This window comes from Pseudomonas wuhanensis, from assembly GCF_030687395.1.
GTDB classification, from domain to species: domain Bacteria; phylum Pseudomonadota; class Gammaproteobacteria; order Pseudomonadales; family Pseudomonadaceae; genus Aquipseudomonas; species Aquipseudomonas wuhanensis.
In genome coordinates this window covers 1,067,828-1,081,990 of sequence record NZ_CP117430.1, presented here as the reverse complement: position 1 = coordinate 1,081,990, position 14,163 = coordinate 1,067,828, and the positions used below count along the sequence as shown (strand labels likewise).

At 59.0% G+C, this 14,163-nt stretch carries 11 protein-coding genes, 1 tRNA gene and 2 pseudogenes; 8 read left to right on the top strand and 6 right to left on the bottom strand.

The genetic code is table 11. The annotated features are described in order from the left end of the window. Window positions 1–128: 128 nt before the first annotated feature. Window positions 129–1,466 carry an OprD family outer membrane porin gene (locus PSH88_RS05085; RefSeq protein ID WP_305426942.1) on the top strand — a complete coding sequence of 446 codons (1,338 nt, stop codon included), beginning with the start codon at window positions 129–131 and terminating at the stop codon, window positions 1,464–1,466. A 50-nt stretch (window positions 1,467–1,516) separates the two neighbouring features. Here PSH88_RS05085 and PSH88_RS05080 read toward each other — a convergent pair whose 3' ends face one another. Next, window positions 1,517–2,734: an MFS transporter gene (locus PSH88_RS05080; protein WP_305425186.1), complete on the bottom strand. Its 1,218-nt coding sequence runs from the start codon at window positions 2,732–2,734 to the stop codon at window positions 1,517–1,519. A gap of 324 nt (window positions 2,735–3,058) precedes the next feature. On the opposite strand from PSH88_RS05080, the gene PSH88_RS05075 reads away from it, so the two are divergent. From PSH88_RS05075 to ggt, 3 genes are all read left to right on the top strand, one after another. Next, window positions 3,059–5,116, top strand: coding sequence for a methyl-accepting chemotaxis protein (locus PSH88_RS05075; protein WP_305483477.1), 2,058 nt, complete (start codon window positions 3,059–3,061; stop codon window positions 5,114–5,116). A 116-nt stretch (window positions 5,117–5,232) separates the two neighbouring features. Then, window positions 5,233–5,309: transfer RNA gene (locus PSH88_RS05070), tRNA-Met, on the top strand. 138 nt (window positions 5,310–5,447) lie between these two features. Continuing rightward, complete coding sequence (ggt, locus tag PSH88_RS05065) at window positions 5,448–7,292, top strand: gamma-glutamyltransferase (RefSeq protein ID WP_305425185.1); 1,845 nt, start codon at window positions 5,448–5,450, stop codon at window positions 7,290–7,292. A 113-nt stretch (window positions 7,293–7,405) separates the two neighbouring features. On the opposite strand, the pseudogene PSH88_RS30410 reads toward ggt, so the two are convergent. Continuing rightward, window positions 7,406–7,837 (bottom strand): annotated as a pseudogene (locus tag PSH88_RS30410) (methyl-accepting chemotaxis protein); the annotation flags it as partial. A 156-nt stretch (window positions 7,838–7,993) separates the two neighbouring features. Then, window positions 7,994–8,575 (bottom strand): annotated as a pseudogene (locus PSH88_RS30405) (PAS domain-containing protein); the annotation flags it as partial. A gap of 627 nt (window positions 8,576–9,202) precedes the next feature. On the opposite strand from PSH88_RS30405, the gene PSH88_RS05055 reads away from it, so the two are divergent. The 3 genes from PSH88_RS05055 (at window position 9,203) to PSH88_RS05045 (ending at window position 11,579) form a co-directional block, all read left to right on the top strand. Further along, window positions 9,203–9,523 (top strand): hypothetical protein, encoded by a 321-nt coding sequence (locus PSH88_RS05055; RefSeq protein ID WP_305425182.1) that lies wholly within the window; start codon window positions 9,203–9,205, stop codon window positions 9,521–9,523. Between the two features lie 178 nt (window positions 9,524–9,701). Next, window positions 9,702–10,874, top strand: a complete 1,173-nt coding sequence (locus PSH88_RS05050; protein WP_305425180.1) for a hypothetical protein — start codon at window positions 9,702–9,704, stop codon at window positions 10,872–10,874. Between the two features lie 180 nt (window positions 10,875–11,054). Next, window positions 11,055–11,579, top strand: a complete 525-nt coding sequence (locus PSH88_RS05045; protein ID WP_305425179.1) for an SET domain-containing protein — start codon at window positions 11,055–11,057, stop codon at window positions 11,577–11,579. A gap of 7 nt (window positions 11,580–11,586) precedes the next feature. Here the strand turns inward: PSH88_RS05045 and can are convergent, their stop codons facing one another. Continuing rightward, window positions 11,587–12,231 carry a carbonate dehydratase gene (can, locus tag PSH88_RS05040; RefSeq protein WP_258617122.1) on the bottom strand — a complete coding sequence of 215 codons (645 nt, stop codon included), beginning with the start codon at window positions 12,229–12,231 and terminating at the stop codon, window positions 11,587–11,589. A gap of 183 nt (window positions 12,232–12,414) precedes the next feature. Between can and PSH88_RS05035 the strand changes: the two genes are divergently transcribed. Next, the gene (locus tag PSH88_RS05035; RefSeq protein WP_305425178.1) at window positions 12,415–12,819 is read left to right on the top strand and encodes a serine kinase/phosphatase; all 405 of its coding nucleotides are present in this window, start codon (window positions 12,415–12,417) and stop codon (window positions 12,817–12,819) included. A gap of 123 nt (window positions 12,820–12,942) precedes the next feature. Here the strand turns inward: PSH88_RS05035 and rimI are convergent, their stop codons facing one another. Further along, window positions 12,943–13,395, bottom strand: coding sequence for a ribosomal protein S18-alanine N-acetyltransferase (gene rimI / locus PSH88_RS05030; RefSeq protein ID WP_007896888.1), 453 nt, complete (start codon window positions 13,393–13,395; stop codon window positions 12,943–12,945). Next, the gene (locus tag PSH88_RS05025) at window positions 13,388–14,128 is read right to left on the bottom strand and encodes an energy transducer TonB (protein ID WP_305426941.1); all 741 of its coding nucleotides are present in this window, start codon (window positions 14,126–14,128) and stop codon (window positions 13,388–13,390) included. The genes rimI and PSH88_RS05025 overlap by 8 nt, the downstream gene beginning before the upstream one ends. Window positions 14,129–14,163 lie beyond the last annotated feature (35 nt).

Below are 14,163 nucleotides of genomic sequence, written 5' to 3'. Positions count from 1 at the left end.
ACTCTTCGCGGGCAAACCTCGCTCCCACAGGATTTTTGTCGCTCAAATTTCTTCAACGACAGCATTAGTGACGTGCGCCTGCTTTTTTCCTCCAGAGACTTATCGAAATGGATTTTCGTGTACTTCTGATGGCCGGCAGCGCCATCGGCAGCCCTTTGATTGCCACCGCGGCCGAAACGCTGGCCACGCAAGCCGAGGCCCCGGGTTTTATCGACGGCAGCCATTTGGGGCTGAACTTGCGCCATTACTATGCCAACCAGCACACCCGACGTTCTACCTATCTGGTTATCAAGAAAGCCGATGGCCTGGAGCGGACCCGCATTCGCGAAACCTGGGTGCAGACCGCAATGCTCAACTACAGCTCCGGGTATACCCAAGGGCCGATCGGCTTCGGGCTAGACGCCTCATTGTTCAGCGCGATCAACCTGGAGCGCGGACATGGGCGCGTCGCCAATGGTGGCGATCGGGTGCTGGTGGACAGCGACGGCGATGCTGTACCGACCTGGAGCCGCTTGGGGGTGGGTGATCTGCGGCTGCGTTTTTCCAGCACTGAAATCAAGGCTGGTCGCTTGCTCACCGACAACCCGATGCTGCGCTACAAGGACAATCGCGCCCTGCCCTCGAGCTTTCAGGGCGTGGGCCTGTTCAGCAACGAACTCGATTGGCTGTCATTGCAGGCGGGCAGCTTCGAACGGGCGATTCCACGCACCGGTACCGGCAGCGAGAAACTCACCACCACCTTCGGCAACCGGGCGTATTCGGGGTCGCGTATTTCCTACCTCGGCGGGCTGGCCAAGAGCCCATACGGCCTGGACGTCAGCCTCTACGCTTCACGCTTCGAGGACATGTGGCAGCAGACCTATCTGGGGTTGACCCAGTTGATCGGGGATCGGCGTCAAATCGCGCTCAAGACCGCACTGAATTACTACCACACCGAGGATCAGGGCGAGCAGCGCCTGGGCTATATCGACAACGACGCCTTCAGCCTGGCATTCACCGCATCGCATCTGGCCCACAGCCTGACCCTGGCCTGGCAGCAGGTGTTCGGCGACGAGTATTTCGATTACGTCTGGGAGTCCACGGGCAATTACATGGCCAACTCGTTGTACTCGGACTACAACGGCCCGAACGAGAAGTCCTGGCAACTGCGCTACGACCTGGACCTGGCGTCCTTTGGAGTCCCGGGCCTGACTACCAGCCTGTGGCACGCCAAGGGCTGGGACATCGACGGCACCCATTACAGCGGCGACCGTAACGGGCGCAATACCGGTTACAATGTGCGGGGCCTGGACAATGCCAAGCACGATGAAAACGGTTTAATGGTGGCGTACGTGGTGCAATCCGGCGCGCTGAAGAATGCGGTGTTTCGCACCATCGTCTACAACCATCGCGCCACGGGCGGGCAGATTGATGGTAGCTACGACGAGTTCCGCCTGGTGGCGAATTTGCCGTTGCGGATTTTTTGAGCTGCCATCGTGGGAGCCCCCTCGCCACAGAGGCTCCCACATCGGTTGGTTCAGGCTTTTTTGGTTCTGGGCAGGAAGATCGCCAACACCCCCAGCAACGGCAAGAACGAACACAGGAAGTACACGTACTCAATGCCGTGAATATCCGCCAGATGCCCGAGTAGCGCCGCACCAATCCCGCCAAAGCCAAACATCAGGCCGAAGAACACCCCTGCAATCATCCCGACGTTACCCGGCACCAGTTCCTGGGCATATACCACGATCGCCGAGAACGCCGAGGCGAGAATGAAACCGATCACCACGCTCAACACGCTGGTCCAGAACAGGTCCACATGAGGCAGCAGCAGTGTGAACGGCGCCACACCAAGGATCGAAAACCAGATCACCGCCTTGCGCCCGATCTTGTCGCCGATCGGCCCGCCGAAGAAGGTCCCTGCCGCTACCGCACCGAGAAACAGGAACAGATGCAATTGCGAGCTGGCCACCGACAGGTCGAATTTCTCGATTAGGTAGAACGTGAAGTAACTGGTAAGACTGGCCATGTAGAAGTACTTGGAGAACACCAGCAACCCGAGCACCACCAAGGCACTGATTACCCGGCCTTTCGATAAGCCGTGAGTCGCTGCCTGACCTTGTTTGAGTTTGAACAGGTTCAAGTGATTGGCGTACCAGCGGCTGATCCGGTACAGCACGAACAACGCAAACAGCGCAAACAGTCCAAACCAGGCCACATTACCCTGACCGTAGGGAATGATGATCGCCGCCGCCAGCAACGGCCCGAAGGCCGAGCCCGCATTACCACCGACCTGAAACGTCGACTGCGCCAAGCCGAAACGCCCACCCGAAGCCAATCGCGCCACACGAGAAGCTTCCGGGTGAAAGGTCGATGAACCGACACCGATCAACCCCGCCGCCAGCAGAATCATCGGGAAGCTACCGACCACGGACATCATCAGAATGCCGATCAATGTGCACACGGTACCGGCCGGCAACAGCCAGGGTTTGGGATGACGATCCGTGTGGTAACCGACCCATGGCTGCAACAGCGAGGCCGTCAGTTGAAAGGTCAGGGTGATCAGACCGATCTGGGTGAAGCTCAGGCCGTAGCTGGCCTTGAGCATCGGATAGATCGACGGCAATACCGCCTGAATCAGATCGTTGATCAAATGCGCCAGCGCCACCGCGCCGATGATGCGCATGACCAACGGACTGCTTTGTGAAGTGGCGGGCGCCGACGTGGCGGCGGTCTGAGCATTGCTGATAGCCATGAGAGTTTCCGTACTGCGGATGGGTGCGCGCTGGCAGGCCGGTCAATGTGCCATTTTTCGGTGCAGTAGCGCCATCCCCTTAGCCTGCTAACGACCTCAAAAAAAGAAGGTGATAGCTCAACGCCATGGTCTGAATCTTGCCTTGTTTATCCGCTTCAACGCGGCCCCTTACAAAGGGAACCGAGAATGGGAAGTTTCGCTACAGAGTCGGCCTACAGAGCGGACCAAGGTGAACTTTCGAGGCCTTTTAGAAGGGCACAAGTCGCGGTCGCAATGACCTCGACGCACGCTAATGATGCGTGGTGTCCAGAGGAGTCATGGGGCATGCAGGCTTTTTTATCACCGGGGATCGGGCTGCTGGGGCGATTCGGCTTCGCGCGCAAATTTCAGCTGCTGTTTCTGCTGTTTATCCTGCCACTGGCGGGCAGTCTGTGGATGATCGGTCAGGACTATCGTGACAAGTTGAGCCTGATCTCCGGCGAGCGCGCCGGGGTTCGTCAATTGCTCGCCCTCGACGCGCTCGACAACCTGCTCGCCGCCCAGCGTGACCGCGCTGCTCGTTGGCGCGCCACCGAAACCAATCGCCAGCCGACACCCGCAACCATCGCGGCGATGGCAGCGTTCGACGCGGTTCAGCCAGCCGTCGCCCAAGCCACTATGGACCTGGGCAATGCCCTGAAAACCGAAGGTGCCGAGGGCCAAACCCTCACCCGCTATCAAGCCCTGCAAACGGCTCTCACCGGCCTGGACTCGAAAAGCCTGAGCAGCATCGGTTGGTGGCCGGACGGTTACGATCGCTTCACTAATGCCTTGAGCGCCCTGCAAGCCCTGCGCGAACAAATCGCCATGGACAATCGCCTGACCCTGGCGCCATGGCTGGAAACATATCTGCTGACGCAGATCTCCACTCAACACGCACCGGACCTGATCGAACGGGTCGGGCGCCTCGCCGCGGTTGGTCAGGCGTCGGTGGTGTCCGGGCAGTTCACCCTGCAAAGCCGCCTGCAACTGCGGGACTTGCGCAGCCGCATCGGCGATGCCCGGGAACAGCTGGTGAAAACCGCCAGCCTGCTGGAAGCGCGCCTGCCCAGCGCCTTGCAAACCTGGGCCGGGCAATACCACGACAGCCTCAAGCATCTGGACGCCGGTTTGAAAGTGCTGGACGAGGGCGTCTTCGGCGGCAGCATCAACCTCAAGCCGGAAGACTTCGAACGCAGCCTCGACGCCCTCCTCGGCGACCTCGCCTCATTGCGTCAGCAATCGTTGGTTTCTCTGGATCAACGGTTGGATTATTACCACGGCTCGGCCATCCGCCAATTCATCCTGGTGGCGACAGTTTTTGGTTGCCTGCTACTGGCCGCGTTGTACCTGTTCACCTGTTTGCAGGCCTCGATCCGTCGCAGCGCGAGCGGCATCACGCTACTGGCCGAAGCGTTGCGTGATGGCAACCTGAGCCTGCAAGTACCGGTGCAGGGGCGCGACGAACTGGCGGCCATCAGCACTGCCCTGAATGTCGCGGTGGTGCAACTGCGCAACAGCCTGCTGGGGGTCGATCACGAAACCCTGCAACTGAGTAACGCGGTGCGCACCCTCAACGATCACTCCAGCGGCGCTCTGGGCGAAGTCGAGGCTCAGCAGTTGCAGATCAGTCAGATCGCCGCTGCAGCCACGCAATTGGCCGCGACCTCTCAAGGGGTCGCCCAGAGTTGCGAACAGGCTTCCGGCAGCGCTCAGCACACCCAGCGCATCGCCGCCGACAGCAGCCGCGACAGTCAACGCACGACAGCGAGTATTCAGCAGCTCAATCAGCGCTTGAACGACACCGCGGCGGCACTGGGGCGGGTCAGCGAGCAAGGCCAGCAAATTCAATTGGTGGTCGATACCATTCGCGGCGTCGCCGAGCAGACCAACCTGCTGGCCCTCAACGCCGCCATCGAGGCCGCACGGGCCGGCGAGCAAGGTCGTGGTTTTGCGGTGGTGGCCGATGAAGTGCGCAGCCTGTCGCAACGCACCCAGTCCTCCACCGCGCAAATTGCCGGTACCGTCGACAGCCTGCGCAGCACCGTCAACGAAGCGGTAAGCCTGATGGAAGCCGCCTGCGGCCAGGCACAATCGGATGCGCAAGCCGTCACCGGTCTCGGCGAGCGACTGGGGGAAATCGCCAGCGCAGTGCAGAGCGTCACCGACACCCTGGCGCAGATCGCTACCGCTGTCGAAGAGCAAGCGAGCACCGCCGATGAAGTCAGCGGCAACATCCAGCAAGTCGATCAGGCGGCGGTACGCTTGCTCGAAGGCGCGCGGGCGGTGAACCTCGCCGCGGACACCTTGAGCCAGGGCAGCAAGGCCTTGAGTGCGAATACCGGGAGATTTCAGCTCAGTTGACGCCCGCCCCTGACCGGTTTTTTCGGCTCGGCGGGATAAGCGGTTGAAAGTGTGGAGAAATATTTTAGATTTACGCTTGACGCATTTCCATTACAGGTGAATAATGCGCGCCACTTGGCTACATAGCTCAGTTGGTTAGAGCATAGCATTCATAATGCTGGGGTCCGGGGTTCAAGTCCCTGTGTAGCCACCAAGTACTAAAAACGGCTTACCGAAAGGTAGGCCGTTTTTTTATGCCTCGAGAAAAGTTACGGGAAACCCTGATTTGCGTACCACCCCCCTCGGTCGATAAAGTCCCCGGACCTTTTATCCCATGGACGGAGTGCCCCGCGTGTTCTCAGCCTTCCACTTGAGTCGCTATCGCCTGTCAGCTTTTTCGCTGATCGCCACCGCTTTAACCCTCGCCGCGTGTAATACCCTGCCCTCTTCGCCGTCAGTCTCTACTCTGCCGGTCGCGCCGGAAATCGCCTCCGGTTATCGCACCGACCTGCAGACCCGGCACGCCTCGAAACACATGGCCGCAGCTGCCAACCCGCTGGCAGCCGAAGCCGGGCGGGAAATGCTGCGTGAGGGCGGCTCGGCGATTGATGCGGCCATTGCCATGCAAGCGGTGTTGACGCTGGTCGAACCGCAATCGTCGGGTATTGGCGGTGGCGCGTTGATCGTGCTGTGGGATGGCAAGGCTGTGCGCACCTACGACGGTCGCGAAACCGCTCCGGCCGGTGCCACCGAGAAACTGTTCCTGCAAGCTGACGGTAAACCGATGCCGTTCACCCAAGCACAGATCGGCGGACGCTCGGTGGGGACGCCGGGTGTATTGCGGGCACTGGAGCTGGCCCATCAACAGCACGGTCGCCTGCCATGGGCGAAGTTGTTCGAGCCCGCCATCAAACTCGCGGAACAGGGCTTCGCCATTTCGCCACGACTGCATCAGTTGATCACCGCAGACGCGTTAATACAGCGCTCGCCGGACATGGCCGCCTACTTCCTGAATACCGATGGCAGCCCGAAAGCTATCGGCACACCGCTGAAAAACCCGGCACTCGCCGCGGTGTTCAAGCGCATCGCCAAGGAAGGCCCCAATGCGCTGTATGAAGGGTCGATCGCAAAAGAGATCGTCGCCAAGGTGCAGGGCCACGCCAACCCCGGCAGCCTGTCGCTGAACGACCTCCAAGGCTACAAGGCCAAGGAACGCGCGCCGCTGTGCACCGACTACAAGCGCTGGCAAGTCTGCGGCATGCCGCCACCGTCGTCGGGCGGAATTGCCGTGGCGCAAATTCTCGGCACCTTGCAGGCACTGGAAACCCGCGACCCGCGTTTTGCCCTGGCACCACTCAAACCGATCAAGACCAGCAAGCCGGCGGGCATCGAGCCGTCATCTGAAGCCGTGCACCTGATCGCCGAAGCCGAGCGCCTGGCTTACGCCGACCGAGCGCAGTATGTCGCCGACTCCGACTTCGTACCCGTACCGGTAAAAGGTCTGATCGACCCGACTTATCTGGCCAGCCGCGCCTCCTTGATTGGCGAACGCAGCATGGGTCAGGCCAAACCCGGCACCCCGCCAGGTATTCAGGTTGCCTACGCGCCGGACCGCTCGCCGCTACGCATCTCGACCTCGCAAGTGGTGGCGGTCGATGACGAAGGCGGCGCCGTATCCATGACCACCACCGTGGAAGCAGCGTTTGGCTCGCACCTGATGGTCCAGGGTTTTCTACTCAACAACCAGATGACCGACTTCTCGTTCATTCCCGAAGAGAACGGGCAAAAAGTCGCCAACCGCGTCGAACCGGGTAAACGCCCCCGCTCGTCCATGGCGCCAACGCTGATCTTCGACCGTCAGAACGGCGAGTTCCTGGCCACCGTCGGCTCCCCTGGCGGCTCGCAGATCATCGAATACGTGGCCAAATCCACCATCGGCTTGCTCGACTGGAACCTCGACCCGCAAGCGGCCATCAGCCTGCCCAACTTCGGCAGCCGCAATGGCCCGACCGAACTGGAACAGGGGCAGTTCAGCACAGAGTTGATTCAGGCCCTGAAGGTCAAAGGGCACAGCGTGAACGAGATCGACATGACCAGCGGGACTCAGGCGATTGTTCGGGTCAAGGATGCACAGGGGAAAGCGGCGCTGGCCGGCGGAGCCGACCCACGGCGCGAGGGGGAAGCGTTGGGGGATTGAGTCGTACGCAGGAATAAGAAAAGGCTTACCGGGAGGTAAGCCTTTTTTATGTCTGATCAAGCCGCAAAAGCAGGCCCGATCTTTTTAGAGCTATTCACACCGGACAGATAGCATCAATTCGATAACTGGTTGGCAAACTGCCCAACCGCGTTCACCACTTTCTGCGCACCGTCCTGGATTTCGACGATCACCGTACCCGCCTCCGCCGCCAACGCCAGCCCCTGTTCGGCCTGGAGTTTGCCATCGGTCATCAGGGCCACGGCGTTGCGCGCCATGTCCTGGTTCTGGCGGACGACGCCGACAATTTCATCGGTCGCCTGGCTGGTGCGCGAGGCCAGTTGCCGGACTTCGTCAGCCACCACGGCAAAACCTCGACCTTGTTCACCCGCTCGTGCCGCTTCGATGGCCGCGTTGAGCGCCAGCAGGTTGGTCTGTTCGGCGATGCCACTGATGGTTTTGACGATGGTGCCGATCACCAATGATTGCTCGCTCAGCGCTTCGATACCTTCGCCGGCGGTTTGCATGTGTTTGGCCAAGTCACGCATGACGTCCACCGCTTGAGTCACCACAGTGGTACCGCGCTGGGCACTGTTATCGGTTTGCAACGAGGTGCTATAGGCGATGTTGGCCGCTTCGGCCACGGCCTGCTCCTGATTGACCTGATCGGTAATCACCGTGGCGAATTTCACCACTTTGTAGAGTTTGTTGTTGGCGTCGACCACCGGGTTGTAGGAAGCCTCCAGCCAGACCACGCGACCGTGGCTATCGATACGCTTGAAACGATCGGCCACAAACTCGCCGGCGTTCAGGCGGCGCCAGAAGTTCTGATACTCGGCGCTGTTATATTCCTCTGGTTCGCAGAAGGTGCGGTGATGTTTGCCCTGGACCTGCGCCAGACTGTAACCCATACCGCTGAGAAACCGCTCGTTGGCTGTCAGCACGTTGCCATTGAGGTCGAACTCGATGACGGCGGTCGAGCGCACTAGTGCGCCGATCAGGTTCTCATGCTCACGAGACGCCTCGATGGTGCGGGTCAGGTCGCTGGAGTAAATCGAGAAGTGTTTGATCCGGCCATCCGCGGACCGCACCGGTTGCACGATTGACCGCAACCAGGCTTCGGCACCGTTGCCCCGCAGTAAACGAACCGTGCCGGCAAAGTGCTCACCACGGGTCAACGCAGTCTTGAAGCGGCGGTGGAATTCGTCCGACTTCACATGAACCGGGACGATGTCTTCGATGTGCCGGCCGACCAGATCGTTACCCTTATAGAGCATCTCACCCATGAAATTCTGGTTGGCCGATTGAATCCTGCCATCGGAATCAAGGGTCAGGGCCAGCATCTCGCTGTCCAGGCTCTCCTTGACTTGCTGAAGGCTGGAGAGTTCTTCGCGAAGAGCCGACAGCTCCTGCTTCAAGCGTTTGTTGAACATGGAAAGCACCGATGGACAGGGATAAAAAGCGGCATACAGCCTAGCCATCGGCCTTGGGGATATTTTCTGAAGAGTGTTTCGGGGTTGTCCTACAAAAATAGTGGCAACATGAACACCTTTATACCGCGCCGGCTACCGAACAGCGCCCAATTCGCGGTACTCGCGCGCCGAAATACGCCGCTGCTGATGCCCAACGGCAGCAGCAGGCCAAGCGTAATCAAGGATTTCCGTCGAGGTGAACGTCTGTGCCAGAAATGTCGCCAGGCACTTCACGCACACACAGCATCACCGCAACGGACCGACTGATTTACTGTTGCTACGGCCCGGACGGGCAATGATCAAGATTTATCCTACATGCAGACTCGATTGCGTCCGACGTCAAACCCAGTCAGTTCCTATCTCAAATATATAAATCAGCGGGTTAAACTTCGGCGTCTCACAACCTACTTTCTCAAAGTTAACCAAGGATGAACACGTCAGATGTCTTTAGTATCGAAAACGCTGGAAGAAATGATCAATGAGATTTACCAGGACGGTAGAGTTTCAGTCGTTGAATATAAGAAGTTGCGTGATGATGCTGATCGCCGCATGGACGCTGTCGTTCGCGAGTTTGGCCTGCACAACAATCTGACAGCGTTCCAGAAAGCAATGGATGTGGTCATGCAGCTAATGCAAACGTCCATCATCGATGCCAAAAAAGCCAAGTTGACCGATACAGGCGAAGCCATCGTCAAGGATGCGGTTGTTGCGCAAATTGAATACCTGCGCGCGGGCAGCCATCTGGCATTGCATCTGTTGTAATACTTAATATTTACCCGGCTCCGGATATTTACTTGGGGCCGGACTCTCGCGTCGAAAGGCCCAAATAGACCGGGGCAGTCCTGTGAAAAAACCATGAGAACCCGCTTTTATATGTAACGCCGCTGATCCAATATGGCATGCACCCCATCATCGGGACCACGCTGAAAAGGATCTGAGCATGTTAAAACTCACAGGACTCACCCTCGCAGCCCTCACCCTGAGTGCCGCCGCTCACGCCGATGTCGATCTGAATCTGGGCAGTACCGAACGAGTCACCCGGCTGTTCGCCTACCCCAACAACTGCAACGTCATCTGCTATCGCAACTGGACGCTGGAACAGACAGTCGAGCACTACCTGACCCAAAGCGTGCAACGCGATGGTTACAAAACCGCAAAAGTAGTGGTCAAAACCGACAATGAGCAGCTCTACGCCAATATCAGCGGTGTGCCCAAAGGCTATGACAAGCCATTGACCGCATTGCTCAAGGCTGGGGATTTGGCTTACAACGGTGCCAACAAGCTGAGTGCCGATGGTAAATGGACTTATAACTGGTACCTGTTCCTGCCACTGGGCATGGCGCTGGAAAACCGCAAAAGCGTCGAGTTGCTGCACTTCCCGCCGGATTACTCGCTGACCCAGGCCCAAGACTATCTGGAGTCCAAGACCACCGACCGTTGGGCCACGCTGCTGACCGCCAACGGCATCCCTGTCGACCAGACACCGGGCTATCAGACCATCATCGACATCGCACCGATTGCCGCGCCGTCCAGCGCCGGCAAGGACCTGGAAGGCGTCTATGACTACTTCAAGGATTACCAGACCACCATGGTCAAGGAAGTCAGCCAGAACGCCAGCGGCGCTGCATTGCCAATGGTTGCCTTCGGCGCACCGGTGCGTAACTGGATCAAGCAACAATACGGGCCGACTGTGGACGTGCTGGGCCTGGCAACCATCAGCCCGAGCGAGGGTGTGAAGGTTCCGGTATTGGGCTCCAATCACCCGAGCTACATCTGGTACGCCGCCGATCCCGAGGCCTACAGCGGCAGCGATGCCCAAGCCAAGGCCGATGCCGCTGGGCTGAAAGTCATGGGGCAGGATTTGAGCGCCGCGTGCTGGCAGGCGGGAATGGGCAGCAAACCGGGTACTGACCCTACCGTTCAGCTGAAAAGCTGTACTCAGACCTGGCAAGTGACCCAAAAAGAAAAAACCTGCGAGCTGTTCTACACCTCGATCCGCAACCTGACGCCCGAACAGGCCGTGGCCAAATGCGCAACAACGACGGTCAAATCTCAGCTGAAACAGCTAAAGAGTCCGTCTCTTGCGACCTCCGCACCTGCCCCGCACCTGTAAACGATGAAAGCCTTCCCCGCGTGAGCCATGGCTGACGCGGGGAAGAGCTTTCTTCGCCTGTCATATCTGACAGTAGACCGGTTGTTTTATTTACGAGAGGCTTGGGGCGTACCCATGTGCTGCAGAGCTGACAGGAAGTCAGCTGATGGAGGTCGTAGCACCCAGCTGACAAGGATTGTTATGAGAGCCCATGCCGAACAAGGAATAACCCCACCCTCATCCAATGGCATCTATCCATTTGTAGAGTTGCCCCTTCGCCTTGGATTCCCCTCCCAAGACGACTTTGAAATCATCTACAACGCGCAAGGATCGGCAACAGCTGTCACGGCGCTGCGCGAGTTCCCCCGCATCAGCCGACTCTGCAGGGTTTCCGGACATCTGTTGCCCTATCGCTGCCGACACACCCGGCAGCTGGCACCAGGCATCCACGTCTACGATCCGCGCTTCTGTGGTCTGCTGAGCCACTCCTGCGACCCCAACGTCTTTCTCGACATGAGCGAGCTGTGGTTATGGGCGCTCAAAGACATCAAAAAGGGTGATCGACTGACGATGGATTTCGCCACGACAGAAGACAAGCTGCAGCGGCAGTTCGCCTGCCGCTGCGGTTGTCCTTGCTGCCGTGGCTGGATCACCGGCTATGACGAGTCGCCCAATGCCAATGGAGAACAGTTCTTTCAACACTGGCGTCGAAGAAGTCCCGGCTGAAAGGCTTTTACAACGTCTCGACCGGACGCAAACGGTACTGCGGCGGCAACTGTTCGAAACCGCTGATGGTGGCGTTCAAGCTTTTCCAGCGTCCATCCTTGATGCCATAGATGCAACCATGGATCGACAGGCTCTGCCCACGGTGCCAGGCGTTTTGCACAATGCTGGTATGACCGACGTTGGCCACTTGCTGGATTACGTTGAGTTCACAGAGGCGGTCGACCCGCTCTTCTTCTGTGGACAACTTGGCCAGTTCGTCGCGCTTTTCATAATAGAGATCGCGAATCGAGCGCAGCCAACCGTCAATCAGGCCCAACTGACGGTCCTGCATCGAGGCGCGTACCCCCCCGCAACCGTAGTGGCCGGTGACCAGGATGTGTTTGACTTTGAGTACGTCGACCGCGTACTGGATCACCGACAAACAGTTGAGGTCGGTGTGCAATACAACGTTGGCCACGTTGCGGTGCACGAACAGATCGCCCGGCAGCATGCCGACGATTTCATTGGCCGGCACGCGGGCATCGGAGCAACCGATCCACAGGAATTCCGGCGTTTGCTGACGGGCCAGTTTGGCGAAGAAGTCAGGATCTTCTTTGGTGATCGCGTCGGCCCAGCGCTCATTGTTATCAATCAGATCTTGTAATTCGTTCATGCAATGAAACCTCAAGAATGATTTGCTGCTTTGACAGACAACCGTGTGTCGGGGTCACGCGCGAGATGCAGATACCTCCTGATGCCCTGATGCATTAAATGGCTATCCGGTGCTCCCTGCCGGTGGAATTCTCGCAAGCCCAGTGGGTCAACTGTAGTAAGGCCTACAGTATGAGGGAATGCCATGACTGATTCACGACGTCCGTTCGATGAGGCGCAACCCGAGCCCATTGACGACAACGAAGACCGCATGGGCTCAGTGCATGAGCTGAATTTCGACGAGGAAGAGCCGAGCGCCAGAATCGGCGACTTGATCCCCGAACGCGAACGTACGCAGAAGATCCCCGACCAACGCGTCCGTGAAGCCGGCATGACCGGGGGCTCGACCGATGACCATGAATCCACCGACGATGACATGAGCCCGGAAACCTTGATCCGTGAAGACGGCGCACGGGACGCCCATGAAGAGGGTGACGGCGACCAGGCGGATTGGGATTTGAGCATTGTCGATGAAGACGACATCGGCGGGGGCAATGGGCTGGATGAAGAAGAGATGGCGCGGCGCGATCCAATGGATGGCAAACGTTGATCGTTTTCGTCAGTGAGGATGCCTTCGCGGGCAAGCCTCGCTCCTTCAGGTTCTGGGTCCTTCACATCTTGTGTTCGACACAAATCCCGTAGGAGCGAGGCTTGCCCGCGAAGCTTTTAAGGCTCAATCCACTAATGTACAAGCCATGACCACGGCATCTTCGCGCCCACCCACCGCCGGGTAGTAATCCCGTCGACGTCCGATTTCATTGAACCCATACCGCTCATACAACCGAAACGCTGCCCGGTTGCTGTCGCGCACTTCCAGAAAACATTCCCGCGCCTCTGCCTTGTAGGCAATCGACATCAAATGCTCCAGCAACGTCAAACCCAGGCCTCGGCCCTGATTTTCCGGCTTGACAGTGATGTTCAGCAAATGCGCCTCGTCGAGAATGATCTGCACCACGCCATGACCGACCTGCTGCTGCCCCTCGAACATCAGCCAGATCTGATATTTGCCCAGGCCATCGAGAAAAATCCCGCGGGTCCAGGGGTGGCTGTAAGCCGCGTATTCAATTTTCAGTACAGTGTCCAGGTCCGCCTCGGTCATCGGGCGGAACGATACAGCGTCACTCATTCGATTCTTTCCAGCGCGCCATCAGCCGACGCATGGCTTGCCAGACATCAGCCTTACGCTGTGGCTCTTCCATTAGTAATTCCAGACCCGGCAGGGCCCAGACCGAACCCAGGCCTTCGACCTGAAGTTCACGGTTGAAGGATTCGGCGTTAGCCTCACCGGCAAAACGCACCGCCGGCAAGCCGATCAGCCACAGGCAGACGCAGGGTGCGTCTTCCAGACGGGCCGACAGAAAACCTTGTACGAAGTCCCGAGCTGCTTCCGGTCCTTGATCCATGGTGCCGCGAGCCAGCAGTGGCCAGCGCACCGGCTCGCCGACGATCTGCGGGCTGTCTGGCAGACCGGCGGCGCGCAGCATGTCCTTGAGCAACAGATAGGCCGGATCGCGGGTCTGGAAGCTTTCGCCTGTGGGTAACTCCACCAGCAACAGGCAACGACCCGCGCGCAGCAATTGCAGGGCGAAACGCGGTGGCGGAATGACCGGCGGCTTGACCGCGACCGGGACCTCCTCTGCTTCGACCGTGGCATTCGTGCGGGTGCTGGCCAACGATGGCCGCGGCACCTCGATTTTTACCCGCTCGGCCGGTTTGACCACGGGCTCCATCGGTGCCTCGGCCACGGGAGCCGGCGCAACCGGGGCGACGACCACTGGCTCGGGCATCTCCAGCAGTTCGGGCCGCGACGGCGCAGCAAAGGGCAATTCGGTGCGCGGCAGCCAGTTGACCACCTGCATGGCGGTCAAATAAGCGCGGCGACGGGACTCGATAA

Coding starts and splice junctions, on each gene's coding strand:
- PSH88_RS05085 (WP_305426942.1), top strand. CDS start 129: ATGGCCGGCAGCGCCATCGGCAGCCCTTTGATTGCCACCGCGGCCGAA.
- PSH88_RS05080 (WP_305425186.1), bottom strand. CDS start 2,734: ATGGCTATCAGCAATGCTCAGACCGCCGCCACGTCGGCGCCCGCCACT.
- PSH88_RS05075 (WP_305483477.1), top strand. CDS start 3,059: ATGCAGGCTTTTTTATCACCGGGGATCGGGCTGCTGGGGCGATTCGGC.
- PSH88_RS05055 (WP_305425182.1), top strand. CDS start 9,203: ATGTCTTTAGTATCGAAAACGCTGGAAGAAATGATCAATGAGATTTAC.
- PSH88_RS05050 (WP_305425180.1), top strand. CDS start 9,702: ATGTTAAAACTCACAGGACTCACCCTCGCAGCCCTCACCCTGAGTGCC.
- PSH88_RS05045 (WP_305425179.1), top strand. CDS start 11,055: ATGAGAGCCCATGCCGAACAAGGAATAACCCCACCCTCATCCAATGGC.
- can (WP_258617122.1), bottom strand. CDS start 12,231: ATGAACGAATTACAAGATCTGATTGATAACAATGAGCGCTGGGCCGAC.
- PSH88_RS05035 (WP_305425178.1), top strand. CDS start 12,415: ATGACTGATTCACGACGTCCGTTCGATGAGGCGCAACCCGAGCCCATT.
- rimI (WP_007896888.1), bottom strand. CDS start 13,395: ATGAGTGACGCTGTATCGTTCCGCCCGATGACCGAGGCGGACCTGGAC.
- PSH88_RS05025 (WP_305426941.1), bottom strand. CDS start 14,128: ATGCAGGTGGTCAACTGGCTGCCGCGCACCGAATTGCCCTTTGCTGCG.